The following is a 13,559-nucleotide window of genomic DNA, read 5'->3' on the forward strand; positions in this document are numbered from 1 at the left end:
AGCCTTGTGTGTCCCTGTTTGTGTCAATCTTAGCCACCCGACTTCGGCAGCCACGCGAGCGGATCGACCGGCTGGCCGTTCTGGCGGACTTCGAACTGAATCGACGCCACACCCCGGCTATCCACGCCGACTTCGCCGATAGTTTGTCCTTGCGCGACGGCGTCGCCTTCCTTCACAAGCAGCGTGCTGTTCTGTCCGTAAGCGGTAATCAGCGAGTCGTCGTGCTTGATGATGATGAGCGGACCGTACGCCTCGATACCCGTGCCCGCGTAGACCACCCGGCCGGTCGCGGCCGCCTTGACCGGATCGCCCGGATGGCCGCCGATCACGATGCCGTTCGACTTGCCCGGCGCAAAGGTTCTCAACACGGGTCCATGCAACGGCCACAGCAGCACACCTTGCTGCGCAACGCCGGCTGCACCGGGCGTCGTGGCCGAACCATTCTGACCGGCAACATTGACCGGCGGTGTCACCACACTACCCGACGCCATCGGCGGAGCCACCCGCAACACCTGCCCGGAACTGATCGCCGAATTCGACGCAAGGCCGTTCCACGCCGCGATCTCCTGCGGCTTACGGCCATATGCCGACGCGATGCCCGTCAGGGTGTCACCCGGATTGACGCGGTAGTAACCGGCCGGCACAGGGACCGTGGCAAGCGTAGTCGGGCGGGATGGCGCGCTGCTGTAGAACGGCGTGCTCTCCCACGGCATCGACGTACAGCCGCTGAACATCACGCCGAACGTGGCTGCGATCAGCAACCGGGTCGCCGTGAATTGCCATTGTCTTGTCATGTGATTTTCCTCGACACTTTGATTCAATCGGATTCAATCAGCCCGCAGCATTCGCCATGCCGCCGGCGCGAGCGCCACGGCGCCTATCCATTATGCTGCCATGCGCGCCGGCAACGGAACCGCCACGGTATCGGGCTGGAACGTCAAACACTGCCCTCGGCTTCGACCACCAGAATGCGCGCCACGCCGATCGGATGCGCGACATGTTCGGTGCCCACCGACGCGTAGAACACATCGCCCGTTTCCAGAATGGCCGACTGTTCGACGCCACCTTCGCGATAGCGCATCTCCACGCGGCCGTCGAGCACGGCGAACACTTCCTCGCCGTCGTTGACATGCCACTTGTACGGCTGATCGGTCCAATGCAGGCGCGTCGTGATGCCGCCCATGTTGGCGATATCGAGCGCGCCCCACGGACGCGTCGCGGTGAAGCTCTTGCTGCGAATGATCTTCATGGTGAATAGCAGGTTGAAAAGCGTACGCTGTCGACGCGTTATCCGTGCCGCATACTGAACCAGCCGGCCCGCCAGGATCACGCGTTTCGGCTGGCCCCATTATAGGTGCTGCGGCTGGCGCACCCGTTGGCACAAGGTCGCATGAGCGCATTCGTGTGATTATTGAATCCTTTCAACCCTCGCCTATACTCAGTCATGCTGCCGCAACGCACCGTAAGCAAAACGCCTGGATTCTGCGAGGAGTTGGGGATGAACAAAGCCACCTTTCTGGCCGTGCAACTCAACGTGGACGATGTTGCGGCGTCACCGGGTTTGGTCGAGTTGCTGAACACGCATCTGGTTTTTGCGGCAGACGTAGCCGAGGCCGCCGACGCGCTGGTCCAGCTGGCCAGCATCGCGGGATTGTCGAGCGGCGTTGAAGCCAGCGTCGAGATTCCCGCCCTCGCGATCGAACGGCTGCGCGAGGCGCTCGACAATCTCAGCGGTTACGACGAATCCTGGCTGCTTGCCCTGGAACCAAGCCGCGCGCTGTTCGATGAAATAGGCCGCCGGCATCGCTCTCTGCATTAAAGCTGCGCTCGCGGAAACCCATCCGCACTGCCGCGCACCCCGACGCTCACTGCAAGCGCCGCCGGCCCGCCACTTTTCGCTCACCGCTCGAACCGCCAGATTGTCCGGCATGCTTGACCGTCGGCCCCGTCTGAAGGTTTCGGGCGAGTCAACCGGAGGAACCGCCGTGAAAAGTCTCCTGAACCGCCGCAGCGTGCTGGCAGGCCCATCGCATCTCGTGCAGGTCGCACGAGAGAGTGCCGCAGTTCCCGTATCGCCCGATGAGAGCGAGGACGCGGCGCTGGCCGCGACGGCCGGCGTCACGCCCGCTGCCGCGCCTGCCCCAACGGCTGAGCCGGCGCGGCCAGTGACGACGTTACGGCCGGTGCCGGTGGTGCCCTCGCAGGTTAGCGCACGCGGCGTGCAGATGGCCGACACGGCCGAAATCGAATGGCTGGCCGAAGAAGAAGCGCTGACCCCGTTCCGGGTGTTCCGCAGCTTCGACTATTCAGTGAGCCTGCTGTTCCACGCGAAGGAACTGGCGTACTACGTCGCGCTGTATCAGGACGGCTCGCTGTGGCGCGCGCTCAAGGCCGCCGACCTCGAAGCCGCGGAAGCGGCCTTCCATCACTTCGAAGAACAGGCGACACGGCTCTCGGAGGGCGAAACGCGCCGCGCGCAACTCGAAGCGCAAAACGAACAGCTTGCGCGCATGATTGCGCGCTCCGAGGCACAGGCCGAACGGCTGCGTACGGATCTGCAACGGCGCAGCGCGCAGGAACAGACGGTGTCGAACCGGCAGCATCAGGTGCGCAAGGATGTATCGCAACTGGAAGCGCAGCGCGTAGCCGCGCAGGCGCATCTGAACAAGGCGCATCGGCAGATTCACCAGCTCAATCTGACCAGCAACGAAGGGATTCCGCATTTGCCGAACCGTTGATGCGGGCTTTGAAATTGAACTGACGGCGAGGCAGAGCCGTAAACGACAAAGCGCCGCCCGGCAATTCCGGGCGGCGTTTTCTTCATTACTTGCCGCCAATCAGCCAGGCGGCGTTTCCATCAGCTTCGGCGCGAATTAGTTGCCGAAGTAGACCGAGTTACGGTCGTTGCTGCTCACCGGACGGCCGGCTTGCGAGCTGCCTGCGATCGGAGCGCCGTAGCCGCTGTTCACAGCTTGAGCGGTGCCGTTCTGTGCATCGACACGTGCCTGTGCGGCTTGCAGGTTAGCCGGGTAGTCGATTTGATCGCCGTTCGGGTTGTAACCCGCCTTTTCGAGTTGCACCAGTTGAGCGCGTACTTCAGCGCGCGTCACCGGCTGGTTCGATTGAGCAAACGAAGCAATAGGAGCAACCAGAGCGGCGGCGACGACAACTGCAGAGATAAGAGTCTTCATGATGTAAACCTCCAGAACTTATATGTAATTCGCTTTTGGGCTCGTTGTCCCGTAGCGCTTAAATAGAAGTTTAGGAGCGTCGACATCTAGGGGAAACCCCTAAAACGATGAAACTCTATTGCGATTTTCGCAATAGTAGGCGGCTTGGTGCCCCCCGCACTATCGCTCCAATAGCTTTCAGAAATAATTAGCCATCTCGATTTCAATCGGTCGCACAGCCCGGCGCGCCTTACGGCAAGCGCGCGTCGGGCCACGATTCAAACGCTTAGCTCCAGTTCGCGTGGAAGCTGCCCGGCTTGTCGATACGCTCGAACGTATGCGCGCCGAAGAAGTCGCGCTGTGCCTGCACGAGGTTCGCCGGCAGGCGTTCCGAACGATACGCATCGAAATACGCCACGGCCGACGCGAATGCCGGCACCGGCACGCCCACATTGATCGCGGCAATCACGACCTCGCGCAACGCCGACTGATAGTTCTTCGCGATGTCACGGAAGTACGGATCGAGCAGCAGATTGGCGATCGCCTTGTCTTTCGTATAGGCGTCCGTGATCTTCTGCAGGAAGCGGGCGCGGATGATACAGCCGGCGCGGAAAATCTTCGCGATTCCGCCGTAGTCCAGATCCCACTTGTACTCTTCCGACGCCGCCCGCAATTGCGCGAAACCTTGCGCGTACGAAATCACCTTGCTGAAGTACAGCGCGCGGCGCACCGACTCGATGAACGCGTCACGCTCGGCGCCAAGCGGCTTCGCCACCGGCCCTTCCAGCACCTTGCTCGCGGCCACGCGCTGGGTCTTCAACGACGACAGCACGCGCGCGAACACGGCTTCCGTAATCAGCGGCAGCGGTGCGCCCAAGTCGAGCGCGTTCTGGCTGGTCCACTTGCCCGTGCCCTTTTGCGCCGCGCGATCGAGGATCACGTCAACCAGGTCCTTGCCGGTTTCCTCGTCTTTCTTGCCGAAAATCTTCGAGGTGATTTCGATCAGGTAACTATCGAGCTCGCCCTGATTCCATTCGGTGTAGACCTTGCCCAATTCTTCGTTCGACAGGCCGACGACCTGCTTGAGCACCGCGTAGCTCTCGGCGATCAGTTGCATGTCGCCGTATTCGATGCCGTTGTGCACCATCTTCACGAAGTGGCCCGCGCCGTCCGGTCCCATGTAGGCGACGCACGGCTCGCCGTCCGGTGCCTTGGCGGCGATTTCGGTGAGGATCGGAGCGACGAGGTCGTAGGCGTCGCGCTGGCCGCCCGGCATGATCGACGGGCCTTTCAGTGCACCCTCTTCGCCGCCGGACACGCCCGTGCCGATGAAATGCAGGCCGGCTTTTGCCAGTTCCTGATTGCGGCGGATGGTGTCGGTGAAATGCGTATTGCCGCCGTCGATCAGAATATCGCCCTTGTCCAGCAGCGGCTTGAGCTGCGCGATGGTGGCGTCGGTCGGCTCGCCTGCCTTGACCATCAGCAGAATGCGGCGCGGTTTTTCCAGCGACTCCACGAACGCTTCCAGCGTGAAGGCCGGGACCAGCTTCTTGTCCGGATATTCGGCGATGAGTTCGTCGGTTTTCTCGCGGCTACGGTTGTACACCGACACCGCATGACCGCGGCTTTCGATGTTGAGCGCCAGATTGCGGCCCATGACCGCCAGCCCCACCACGCCGATTGCCTGTTTGCCCATGTGAATTCTCCAGAGTCCAAAAATGTCGGGACGCCGCGCCGGAAGGAACGTCGGCGGGACGTCGAGGGTGAAAGAATAAAAGAAATGCCGGCTTACCGCTCGCTGGCGCGCATTGGCACTCAACGAGCGGGCTTTCCACTGCGTGCAGGCCTCACGAGATACTTGATGCGGCGCCTCGTGATGCGCTTTATGACGCACCGCATCACGCACCGCACGACGCCACTCAGGCACCGCACGTAACCAAACGTCTGTCAGACCCGCGCCGCGTCCAGGCGTTTCCTGAAAACCAGACTGAAATTGTTGGCCGGCATCGCGATCGGCTCGTCGCACACGAGCCCGACCGATGCGCCCAACGCTACCACGGCCTCCATATCACGCACGCCCCATGCGGGGTCGCGGCTGTGCAATTGTTGATCGAACGCATCGTTGCTCGGCGAGGTTTGCGCGCCGCCGCGTTTATACGGACCGTACAGACACAGTACACCGCCAACGGCCAAGTGGCGGCTCGCACCGGTGAATAGCGCCTGCGTCGCGCTCCACGGCGAGATGTGAATCATGTTGATACAGACCACGGCGTCGAGCTTGTCGAGCTTGTCGAGCTTGTCGAGCTTGTCGAGCTTGTCGAGCTTGTCGTGCGCATACACGCCCCAATCCGGCTGATGCACGTCGAGGGCGAGCGGTGCGCGCACGTTCGCCAGCCCTGCATGCGCGACCCACGCCGCAATCGACGCACGCGCATCCGCATCGAGATCGCTCGGTTGCCAGTCGAGCCCAGGCAACGCGCCGGCGAAGCAGACAGCGTGCTGGCCCGTACCGCTCGCGATTTCCAGCACGCGGCCGGTGGCCGGCAGCACCTTGCGCAATACAGCCAGGATCGGTTCTCGATTACGCTCGGCGGACGGCGAGTGTTGCCGCAGCGCCGGATGGGAATCAGTCATGGTCACTTTGTTTCAATACAGGGCCGTGCGCACGCGTTCGGCGAGTTCACGGTCATAGGTCGCGGCGTCGAAACTCGCCCCGTTGATACGCCGATGGATCTCGCCCGCAGTCGGCAGGCGCGAACGTTCAACATGACGCGCCGGGTCCCACAGTTTCGAGCGCACCAGCGCCTTCGAGCAATGAAAGTACACCGTGTCGACCTCGATCAGCAGCACGGTGCGCGGCAGTTTACCTTCGACGGCAAAACTGTCCAGCAATTCCGGATCGTTGGAAATGCGGCCGCGGCCGTTCACCCGCAAACTTTCGCCGACGCCCGGAATGATGAACAGCAGCGCCAGATGCGGTTCAGCGATGATATTGCGCAGACTGTCGATGCGATTGTTGCCGATGCGGTCCGGCAGCGCGAGCGTGCGTTCGTCGATCACGCGCACGAAACCCGGCGAGTCGCCGCGCGGCGAACAGTCGAGGCCTTCGGGACCGGCGGTGGCGAGCACGACGAAGGGCGCGACTTCGATGAACGCGCGATAGTCTTCGTTGACGTAGGGAATTTCTTTGCGCACTGCGCGTTCGTGGGGCTGACCGTAGATTGCTTCGAGCTGTTCGATCGTCGTCAACATCGGCGTTCCTTTTGCGGGGCGGTTGTTTTTTCGTGAGCGCGGCACTGTGTGGGCATGGGATTATCGGCGATTTACGCGAGCCGCGCGCGGATCGGGCGGCTCGGGCGGCTTGCTCAGTCGAGCGCCAGACGGCCTGCCAGCGCGGTCAGCGTATCGGCACAGGGCGCGGCGATTTTCAGCGACAACAGTGCGTCGGCGCGCGTGCGCCCCAGATTGATCGCGACGATCGGCTTGCCCTGCTTCTGGGCCCACACGCAGAAGCGGTAGCCCGAATAGACCATCAGCGACGAGCCGACCACCAGCACTGCGTCCGCCGAGTCGAGCGCATGCGAAGCCGCTTCGACACGCTCGCGCGGCACGCTTTCGCCGAAGAACACCACCGAGGGCTTTAACAAACCACCGCAGCTCGTACACGCAGGAATGCGGAAAGATTCGATATCGTGCCACTCCAGATGCGCGTCGCCGTCGGCGGCGGTTTCGGCGGTGACGTTCAACAACGCGGGATTGTCGGCTTCGAGCGTCTGCTGGATCGACGCGCGCGAATGCTGCATGCCGCAGTCCAGACACGTCACACCGCCGATGCCGCCATGCAGTTCGATCACTTCGCGGCTGCCCGCCCGTTGGTGCAAACCGTCGACGTTCTGCGTGACGAGCGTCGGCACATGGCCCGCCGCCTCGAGCCGGACCAACGCGGTATGCGCGGCATTCGGCTCGGCGTCAGCCACCACCGGCCAGCCGACCATGCTGCGTGCCCAATAGCGCTGGCGCATCGCAGCCGTGCCGAGAAATTCCTGCAGTGTGATCGGCGGCGAACGCTTCCATGCGCCGTTGTCGTCGCGATAGCCGGGAATGCCGGAATCGGTGCTGATGCCCGCGCCGGTCAGCACGAACAGACGCGGATAACGCTGCACGAAGGTATGCAGGTCATCCAGCGTGTGCGATTCGTTGAAGGGTTCGATGTGCGCGGACTGAAGGTCGGTCATGACGGGGACAGGATGTGGCTGCGGCCTTGGCGTAAAACCTGAAACGCCGTTCAGCGACGCGTGCGCGGTTTGCTCTGCCGCGCTTGCCACTCGGCGAGCGCTAACTGGTAGCGCTCGAGCGCTTCATCGTAGAGATCGAAGACACACGGATTGCAGCCGCTATGACAACAATCGTCGAGGTTGGGCTGCACGGGCGGCACCGGCTGTGGGTCGTCCCTGGGTGTGGCTCGGGGCACGGCGAATCGAGTTCCGGAAGGCGGGAAGCGCTCAGTATAAGTTGATCTCCCGCGACGCGTGCGGCCCCGCGCTCAGCCCCTGCCGACGAACGGCATCTTGCTCGCCATAATGGTCATGAACTGCACATTCGCCGACAGCGGCAATTCCGCCATATGCAGCACCGCGTCGGCAACATGCTGCACATCCATCAACGGCTCGACCGCGATTTCGCCGTTCGCCTGCGGCACGCCACGCGCCATCCGCTCGGCCATTTCCGTCGCTGCATTGCCGATGTCGATCTGCCCGCACACGATGTCGTACTTGCGCCCGTCGAGCGAAACTGCTTTCGTGATGCCGGTAATCGCGTGCTTGGTCGCCGTGTAGGCAATGCTGTTCGGCCGCGGCGCATGCGCGGAAATCGAGCCATTGTTGATAATGCGGCCGCCGCGCGGCGTCTGCGTTTTCATCAGACCGAAGGCGGCGCGAGTGCAGAGAAACACGCCGGTGAGATTGGTGTCGACCACGGAGCGCCATTCGTCGATATCGAGTTCGTCGATATCCACGGGCGAGCCGCTGCGTCCTGCGTTATTGAAGAGCACGTCGAGCCGGCCATGCCGCGTACGGATCGCGTCGAACAGCGCGGCGACGCTGTCGGCGTCCGTCACGTCGCAGGCTACGGCGAGCGCGTCGCCGCCCAGCTGCTGTGCTGCTTCGACCACGGCGTCGAGCGCGGCCTGGCGACGGCCGGCAAGGACGACGCTATAACCGTGTTCCAGCATCCTGAGCGCACAGGCCCGGCCGATGCCGCTGCCCGCGCCCGTCACCAGCGCCACTTTCCTGATTCCCGTTCCTGTCACAGCACGTCTCCTACTCCGTTTCTTGGGCCTTAGCACCATACAACAGCGGATCGCCCGTCACAAATGCAACGTCGCGACCGCCGCGAAACATGGTGTCTTTCAGCACGCTTTCATTACTTATGGTTACCGTCCGCAACAGCGTCGAACCGCACATCAATGGTATCGTTTGCTGTTGCGCGCCACGCGCGCAATTCAGAGCCTTCCCAGGAAGGAGGCAGGAAGACAGGAAGCACGCTTTATGAACGAACTCTTCACGCCGCCGCAAGGCGGTGAGGCAACGCCGCGCCGCCGCTGGCCACGCACTGGCTATCCCGCTATGGTCACGGCCACCGCCGCATGGCACGTCCTGGTGCTGGCCGGATGCCTGCTGGTGCCCGCCGCGTGGCCGTGGTGGCTGGCGGCGATCTTCGCGAATCACGCTATTTTCACCGTGGCCGGCCTGTTGCCGCGCAGCTCGCTGCTGGGTCCGAACTGGACACGCCTGCCCGCTGACGCGCGCAACGCAGACGCGATCGCACTGACCATCGACGACGGTCCCGACCCGGTCGTCACACCGCAAGTGCTCGATCTGCTCGACGCCTTCGATGTGCGCGCCACCTTCTTCTGTATCGGCGCGAAAGCCCAACGCTACCCGGAGCTCGCACGCGAAATCGTCGCGCGCGGCCATGCGCTGGAAAACCATTCACAGGTTCACGTGCACACGTTCTCGGTCACGTTTCCAGGCGCACTCACGCGCGAAATCGAGACTGCGCAGCGCACCTTCGAGGCATTGAGCGGCGAGCGGCCGATGTTCTTCCGCGCCCCGGCGGGGTTGCGCAACATTTTTCTCGAGCCCGTACTGCGCAAACTCGATTTGCGGCTTGCGGCATGGACACGGCGCGGCTACGACACGCGCGAGCGCGATCCGCAAGTCGTCGCGCACCGGCTGCTCGACGGCCTTGCCCCACGTGACATTCTGCTGCTGCACGACGGCAATGCCGCGCTCACCATCGCGGGCAAACCGCTGATACTCACCGTCCTGCCGCGTGTGATCGACGCAGCCCGCCGCCGGCACTTGCGCTTCGTGACGCTGCGTGAGGCACGTATCGACGACTGAAACGCGCACCCTGTCCGCGCGGCTCGCCTCCGACACGCGGCGGGCCACGCAAACACCGCGGTTACACGCGGAAATCCGCCGCCATGTCTTCGTCCGTGCGCGCCTCGAGCTCGCCACTTCGGCAAGCCTTCAGGAACACGTCGTAATCGCGCTCCACCTGATCCGCGTAGCTGGTGGCATAGCCGGTGAGCGCTTCCGCGAACTGGTCGCTACGGCCGATATACGCGCTGACTTCGATCGCCTGGCCACTCGCCTTGGCATGCGCGCGCGCCATGATCCAGCCGCAGAGTTTCGCGTAACCTTCCAGCAGGTCGGTGTCGAACAACTCGATGTTCGCCGACAGTTTCATGTCGCGCAGTTGCCGGAAGTAGAAATGACGCCCCGCCGGTCCGCTCGCCCAACCGAGAAAGATATCGCTCGCCGCCTGCAGCATGCGCTGCCCGCGAACCACCCGCTCGCCCTCGTGCTTGAGTGACGGCGACTTGTAGTACTGGGCGACCACCGATGGACGTGCCTCCTTGATCTGGATGAACAGCGGCTTGCCCATGTGATCGACGTTCAATAGCACGAGGCAGCGCGTCCCCACGCTGCCGACGCCCACCACCTTGAACACCAGGTCCTGTGCCGTGAAATGGCTGAGCAACTCACGCCGGTCGTGCGACAAGGTCTTCAGGTATTCGCTCCACGTCCGCTCGATCAACTTTTCCCAATTGGCGGTCGTGAACCAGTCGTCGTCGGGCGAGAACAGCGTATTGGCGCCATGTACGTGAAAGAGCCCAGGCGGCACATCGCGAATCGCCCAGCGGTTGCCGTCGAACTCCGCCATTTTCTCCAGCAGGCTTTCGTGGGTACGGCTCGCCGCCTTCTCCATGCCGCGGCGCACGATGCGGCGGCGTTCCGGTGTCAACGCCGTTTCGGCCATCAGATCGAAGGTAATGCGGTCGTACCAAAGCTCGAGCGCGCCGCATCGCGCGTACTGCGCCATGCGGTCGCGGTATTCGGTGGCGGCGGTCATCACGAGATGCTCGGCCGTGCCGCGGCTCAGACGCATGTGACGCGCGGCGACCACGAGGCTCGCGGTCAGGCGTTTCAGGTCCCATTCGAAAGGACCGGTCGCGACTTCGTCGAAGTCGTTCAGATCGAATACGAGTTGACGCTCCGGCGTCGCGAAGCCGCCGAAATTCATCAGATGGCCGTCGCCGCATATCGGCATAGTGAGGCCGGTGTCCTGGATCTGGCTCAGGTCGTGCGCCTGAATAATCGCTGTGCCGCGAAAGAAGGTAAACGGCGACACAGCCATGCGCCCGTAGCGCAGCGGCACGAGCTTTTCGACGCGCCCCTCACTGCTTTGCTTAAGCAATTCGATCGGGTTGCGATGCAACGCGCCTACCGTACGATGGCTCGAACGTTTCGAGTGCTCACGGGCGGCACGGCCACGGGCTTCCCGTTCGGCGATGGTGCTAGCTTTCATGCTCCTCTCCGGTTTTTTGTATGAATCTTTACTATCGGTTCTAGAAGACTGCTTCTGCTGGCACAGTGAGCCATTACCAACGGTAGCCCACACCGCCGAAAATCACATCTGAATCGCGATCATAGCGTGTCACAACGCGATTCCATTCAATCCGCGCGTCCCAGTGATCGGTCAAGCGATACGAGCCGGCGATCGTGACCAGGCCGGAAAACTTCCCGGCGCCCGGTCCCGGCGACTCGCTATTTTCGTTTTCGTTGATCGCATAGTAAGCGCCGAGCCCGAGCCCGAGTGAGACCTTGTCGTTGAGGAAGGCACGCGTCGCCCATAGCTGGCTGGTCAAGCCGTCACGGCGCGCCACCTTGCTGCTGCCCTCATGAAGATAGCCGAGCGTCACGTCGAGGTACTTCGCGAGGCCACGCCGGTACTCGATCGCGCCGCCCAGCGCACTCGGGGAACTGGTCGAATTGACGATGGTTTTGCCGAGGTACACCGCGACTTCGTTGTTGGTGACCTTGTGCGTACTGCCGCTCGCCCAGTCGCGCGGACCGGGGGTGCCTGGGGCATCGAGTTGATAGCCGACGCCGAACATCACGCTTGTCGCATCCGGCCCGCGTTGCACATGCACGCGATTCAACTGCAGCTGGGTGATCCACCGGCTCGACGCGTAGTACGCGGCGCGCACGCTATACACGACGCCCCAGCCGTGCGTGTCCGAATAGCTTCCGCCTTGCGTGGCGGTGGTGGTATCGAAGTAGCGGTACGGGCCGACGCCGGCCTGCAAGACGAACTGCGGACTTCCCACCGGAATACGGCCCCACACCTGGACCATCTGGCCATCGCGATGATGGTCAGGAATGTGCCCTTCGTTGAGCCACGTAAAGCTCGCAGCGAAGTATTGCCCGAGCCCTTCCTGATAGTTGAATGCCCACGTGTAGGTGTTCGTGTTGCTCGCGCGCGAGCCTCCGCCGAATAGCGAGAATTCCTGGGCGTGAGCCGTGTTGGATCCAACGAGAAGAGTAAGACAGGCCATGCAGGAAGCCGCCTTGATTGCCAGGCTACGATTAGGCGCAGAATTCAGAACCCGCATGCAGTCGCATCTCCCGATGGCACTCTATGGTTGTCGGCGTTCGGCATTCGACGGGACGCCGGGTCACGGCCTTAATCACCGCAACCGGCAGCCGTTACAAATCGCTTGCCATGCTAGCAGACCAGTCGGTAAAAATGTTGCGTCACGCGTTCTGGTTGCCTCATGCGTTTTGAATGGACAAGCCACACAGCGACGTCTTCAATCGCCGAGCCCGTGAAAAACCACGAATGATTGCGACCGCAACGACTGGCCACCCTGCGGACAGAATGACCGGAACTCGATGCGATAGATGAACTGCTTGGCGCGTCGGTATCCTCGTGCTTGCTGCAAACCGAATGGGGGGTGTATAAAATCATTCGAATGCGCCCTGCCCCTTCTCAGCAGCATGAACCCGAGCTTCCGCTCCATACGCCCAGCGTCTCGTCGGTGACGCTGGCGGCCGTCATTGCCGCCATCGCCTGGATCTCCATCGCGGCACAAGCCAATCTGACGATTGATCGTACGCTTGCGCGCGGGCTTGGCGTGCTTGATGGGATTGCGCGGATGAGCAGTTATCTCACCAATTTGACGGTATTGATTTGCGCGGTCTGTTTTACCTGCGTCGCGCTACGCGGGAGCAATTCGGCGATCGTGCGTTTTTTCCGGCAGCCTACCGTCGTGACCGCTGTCGTTGTCTACATGGTTTTTGTGGGGATCGCCTACAACCTTCTTCTGCGGGGGGTATGGTCGCCTACGGCCTATCGGCTGCTGCTCAATGAATCGATGCACAGCGTTTTGCCTGTGCTCGCGGCGCTGTACTGGGTGCTGTTCGTGCCGCGATTTCATCTGCGGCTACGGCATTGTTTGCTATGGCTGGTCTATCCCATTGCGTATCTCGCCGTCACCTTCTGGCGCGGGCATTTATCGGATTTTTATCCCTATCCTTTCATCAACGTCGACGTGCTTGGCGTCAGGCATGCCGTCATCAATTCTGCCCTGCTGTTTGGCGGATTTGTGATGTTGATGGCGGTATTCGCGGGGATTAATTTCCGGCGTAGACGCTGATAATTAGTATGCCGTTGCATCGCCCTCGCACGTCGACGCAGATGGCCCCCTGGTTTTATGAAGTACTCATCGGCGCGCGCAGCGCCGCCGGAAGAATGACTGCCTTGTCACCAAGGCTGAATGTGCGAGAACACAGATTCCAGATGCACCACTACCGTGGCTGCGCGGGGGACCCGCTTATGAGCTAGCGGTGTGAGCCGCTTTCTTTGCTTATCTTTCTTTGCGGCGGCAAAGAAAGTAAGTGCCGCCCAGCACAGCAATGCTCTCAACTTAAGCCCCATTCCATCAAGCAAGTTTGTACGCGAGATGGAAGTGGGGCTTCGCTTTTCTGGGCGGTCTCGGGTATGAGCGCGAAGGCTGGATGCGGCATCGGGTCTGGCGGA

The 13,559-nt window shown here is 62.2% G+C and carries 15 protein-coding genes; 4 read left to right on the forward strand and 11 right to left on the reverse strand.

Annotated elements, in window-relative coordinates; genetic code table 11:
- Positions 1-29 precede the first annotated feature (29 nt).
- Together GNZ12_RS28000 and GNZ12_RS28005 are read right to left on the reverse strand one after the other, a co-directional pair.
- A complete protein-coding gene (locus tag GNZ12_RS28000; protein WP_172315425.1) occupies positions 30-794 on the reverse strand; it encodes a peptidoglycan DD-metalloendopeptidase family protein in 765 nt (254 codons plus the stop codon).
- A gap of 143 nt (positions 795-937) precedes the next feature.
- Positions 938-1,249 carry a cupin domain-containing protein gene (locus GNZ12_RS28005; protein ID WP_054041883.1) on the reverse strand — a complete coding sequence of 104 codons (312 nt, stop codon included), beginning with the start codon at positions 1,247-1,249 and terminating at the stop codon, positions 938-940.
- Positions 1,250-1,498: 249 nt separating this feature from the next.
- On the opposite strand from GNZ12_RS28005, the gene GNZ12_RS28010 reads away from it, so the two are divergent.
- Together GNZ12_RS28010 and GNZ12_RS28015 are read left to right on the forward strand one after the other, a co-directional pair.
- Positions 1,499-1,819 (forward strand): hypothetical protein, encoded by a 321-nt coding sequence (locus tag GNZ12_RS28010; RefSeq protein WP_035555954.1) that lies wholly within the window; start codon positions 1,499-1,501, stop codon positions 1,817-1,819.
- Between the two features lie 166 nt (positions 1,820-1,985).
- A complete protein-coding gene (locus tag GNZ12_RS28015; protein WP_172315426.1) occupies positions 1,986-2,738 on the forward strand; it encodes a DUF2968 domain-containing protein in 753 nt (250 codons plus the stop codon).
- A 135-nt stretch (positions 2,739-2,873) separates the two neighbouring features.
- Here GNZ12_RS28015 and GNZ12_RS28020 read toward each other — a convergent pair whose 3' ends face one another.
- From GNZ12_RS28020 to GNZ12_RS28050, 7 genes are all read right to left on the reverse strand, one after another.
- A complete protein-coding gene (locus GNZ12_RS28020; RefSeq protein WP_172315427.1) occupies positions 2,874-3,191 on the reverse strand; it encodes a DUF4148 domain-containing protein in 318 nt (105 codons plus the stop codon).
- A gap of 265 nt (positions 3,192-3,456) precedes the next feature.
- Positions 3,457-4,866 carry an NADP-dependent phosphogluconate dehydrogenase gene (gndA, locus tag GNZ12_RS28025; protein ID WP_172315428.1) on the reverse strand — a complete coding sequence of 470 codons (1,410 nt, stop codon included), beginning with the start codon at positions 4,864-4,866 and terminating at the stop codon, positions 3,457-3,459.
- A 251-nt stretch (positions 4,867-5,117) separates the two neighbouring features.
- Positions 5,118-5,804 (reverse strand): DUF938 domain-containing protein, encoded by a 687-nt coding sequence (locus GNZ12_RS28030; RefSeq protein ID WP_172315429.1) that lies wholly within the window; start codon positions 5,802-5,804, stop codon positions 5,118-5,120.
- A gap of 12 nt (positions 5,805-5,816) precedes the next feature.
- Positions 5,817-6,422, reverse strand: a complete 606-nt coding sequence (locus GNZ12_RS28035; RefSeq protein WP_172315430.1) for a pyridoxamine 5'-phosphate oxidase family protein — start codon at positions 6,420-6,422, stop codon at positions 5,817-5,819.
- Positions 6,423-6,535: 113 nt separating this feature from the next.
- Positions 6,536-7,405, reverse strand: coding sequence for an NAD-dependent protein deacetylase (locus GNZ12_RS28040; protein WP_172315431.1), 870 nt, complete (start codon positions 7,403-7,405; stop codon positions 6,536-6,538).
- Positions 7,406-7,455: 50 nt separating this feature from the next.
- Positions 7,456-7,641, reverse strand: a complete 186-nt coding sequence (locus GNZ12_RS45365) for an oxidoreductase-like domain-containing protein (protein WP_172315432.1) — start codon at positions 7,639-7,641, stop codon at positions 7,456-7,458.
- A 72-nt stretch (positions 7,642-7,713) separates the two neighbouring features.
- A complete protein-coding gene (locus GNZ12_RS28050; protein ID WP_172315433.1) occupies positions 7,714-8,478 on the reverse strand; it encodes an SDR family oxidoreductase in 765 nt (254 codons plus the stop codon).
- Between the two features lie 238 nt (positions 8,479-8,716).
- On the opposite strand from GNZ12_RS28050, the gene GNZ12_RS28055 reads away from it, so the two are divergent.
- Entirely contained in the window at positions 8,717-9,574 is an 858-nt protein-coding gene (locus GNZ12_RS28055) for a polysaccharide deacetylase family protein (RefSeq protein ID WP_172315434.1), read from the forward strand.
- Between the two features lie 61 nt (positions 9,575-9,635).
- On the opposite strand, the gene GNZ12_RS28060 is transcribed toward GNZ12_RS28055, so the two are convergent.
- Both GNZ12_RS28060 and GNZ12_RS28065 read right to left on the reverse strand, forming a co-directional pair.
- Positions 9,636-11,045, reverse strand: coding sequence for a DUF2252 domain-containing protein (locus GNZ12_RS28060; protein WP_172315435.1), 1,410 nt, complete (start codon positions 11,043-11,045; stop codon positions 9,636-9,638).
- Positions 11,046-11,118: 73 nt separating this feature from the next.
- Positions 11,119-12,132 (reverse strand): hypothetical protein, encoded by a 1,014-nt coding sequence (locus GNZ12_RS28065; protein ID WP_172315436.1) that lies wholly within the window; start codon positions 12,130-12,132, stop codon positions 11,119-11,121.
- Positions 12,133-12,492: 360 nt separating this feature from the next.
- Here GNZ12_RS28065 and GNZ12_RS28070 point away from each other — a divergent pair, with 360 nt between their 5' ends.
- A complete protein-coding gene (locus tag GNZ12_RS28070; RefSeq protein WP_172315444.1) occupies positions 12,493-13,176 on the forward strand; it encodes a Pr6Pr family membrane protein in 684 nt (227 codons plus the stop codon).
- Positions 13,177-13,559: the final 383 nt, after the last annotated feature.

The sequence above is a fragment of the Paraburkholderia solitsugae genome, from assembly GCF_013177695.1.
Taxonomy (GTDB): domain Bacteria; phylum Pseudomonadota; class Gammaproteobacteria; order Burkholderiales; family Burkholderiaceae; genus Paraburkholderia; species Paraburkholderia solitsugae.

Coding starts and splice junctions, on each gene's coding strand:
- GNZ12_RS28000 (WP_172315425.1), bottom strand. CDS start 794: ATGACAAGACAATGGCAATTCACGGCGACCCGGTTGCTGATCGCAGCC.
- GNZ12_RS28005 (WP_054041883.1), bottom strand. CDS start 1,249: ATGAAGATCATTCGCAGCAAGAGCTTCACCGCGACGCGTCCGTGGGGC.
- GNZ12_RS28010 (WP_035555954.1), top strand. CDS start 1,499: ATGAACAAAGCCACCTTTCTGGCCGTGCAACTCAACGTGGACGATGTT.
- GNZ12_RS28020 (WP_172315427.1), bottom strand. CDS start 3,191: ATGAAGACTCTTATCTCTGCAGTTGTCGTCGCCGCCGCTCTGGTTGCT.
- gndA (WP_172315428.1), bottom strand. CDS start 4,866: ATGGGCAAACAGGCAATCGGCGTGGTGGGGCTGGCGGTCATGGGCCGC.
- GNZ12_RS28030 (WP_172315429.1), bottom strand. CDS start 5,804: ATGACTGATTCCCATCCGGCGCTGCGGCAACACTCGCCGTCCGCCGAG.
- GNZ12_RS28035 (WP_172315430.1), bottom strand. CDS start 6,422: ATGTTGACGACGATCGAACAGCTCGAAGCAATCTACGGTCAGCCCCAC.
- GNZ12_RS28040 (WP_172315431.1), bottom strand. CDS start 7,405: ATGACCGACCTTCAGTCCGCGCACATCGAACCCTTCAACGAATCGCAC.
- GNZ12_RS28055 (WP_172315434.1), top strand. CDS start 8,717: ATGAACGAACTCTTCACGCCGCCGCAAGGCGGTGAGGCAACGCCGCGC.
- GNZ12_RS28060 (WP_172315435.1), bottom strand. CDS start 11,045: ATGAAAGCTAGCACCATCGCCGAACGGGAAGCCCGTGGCCGTGCCGCC.
- GNZ12_RS28065 (WP_172315436.1), bottom strand. CDS start 12,132: ATGCGGGTTCTGAATTCTGCGCCTAATCGTAGCCTGGCAATCAAGGCG.
- GNZ12_RS28070 (WP_172315444.1), top strand. CDS start 12,493: ATGCGCCCTGCCCCTTCTCAGCAGCATGAACCCGAGCTTCCGCTCCAT.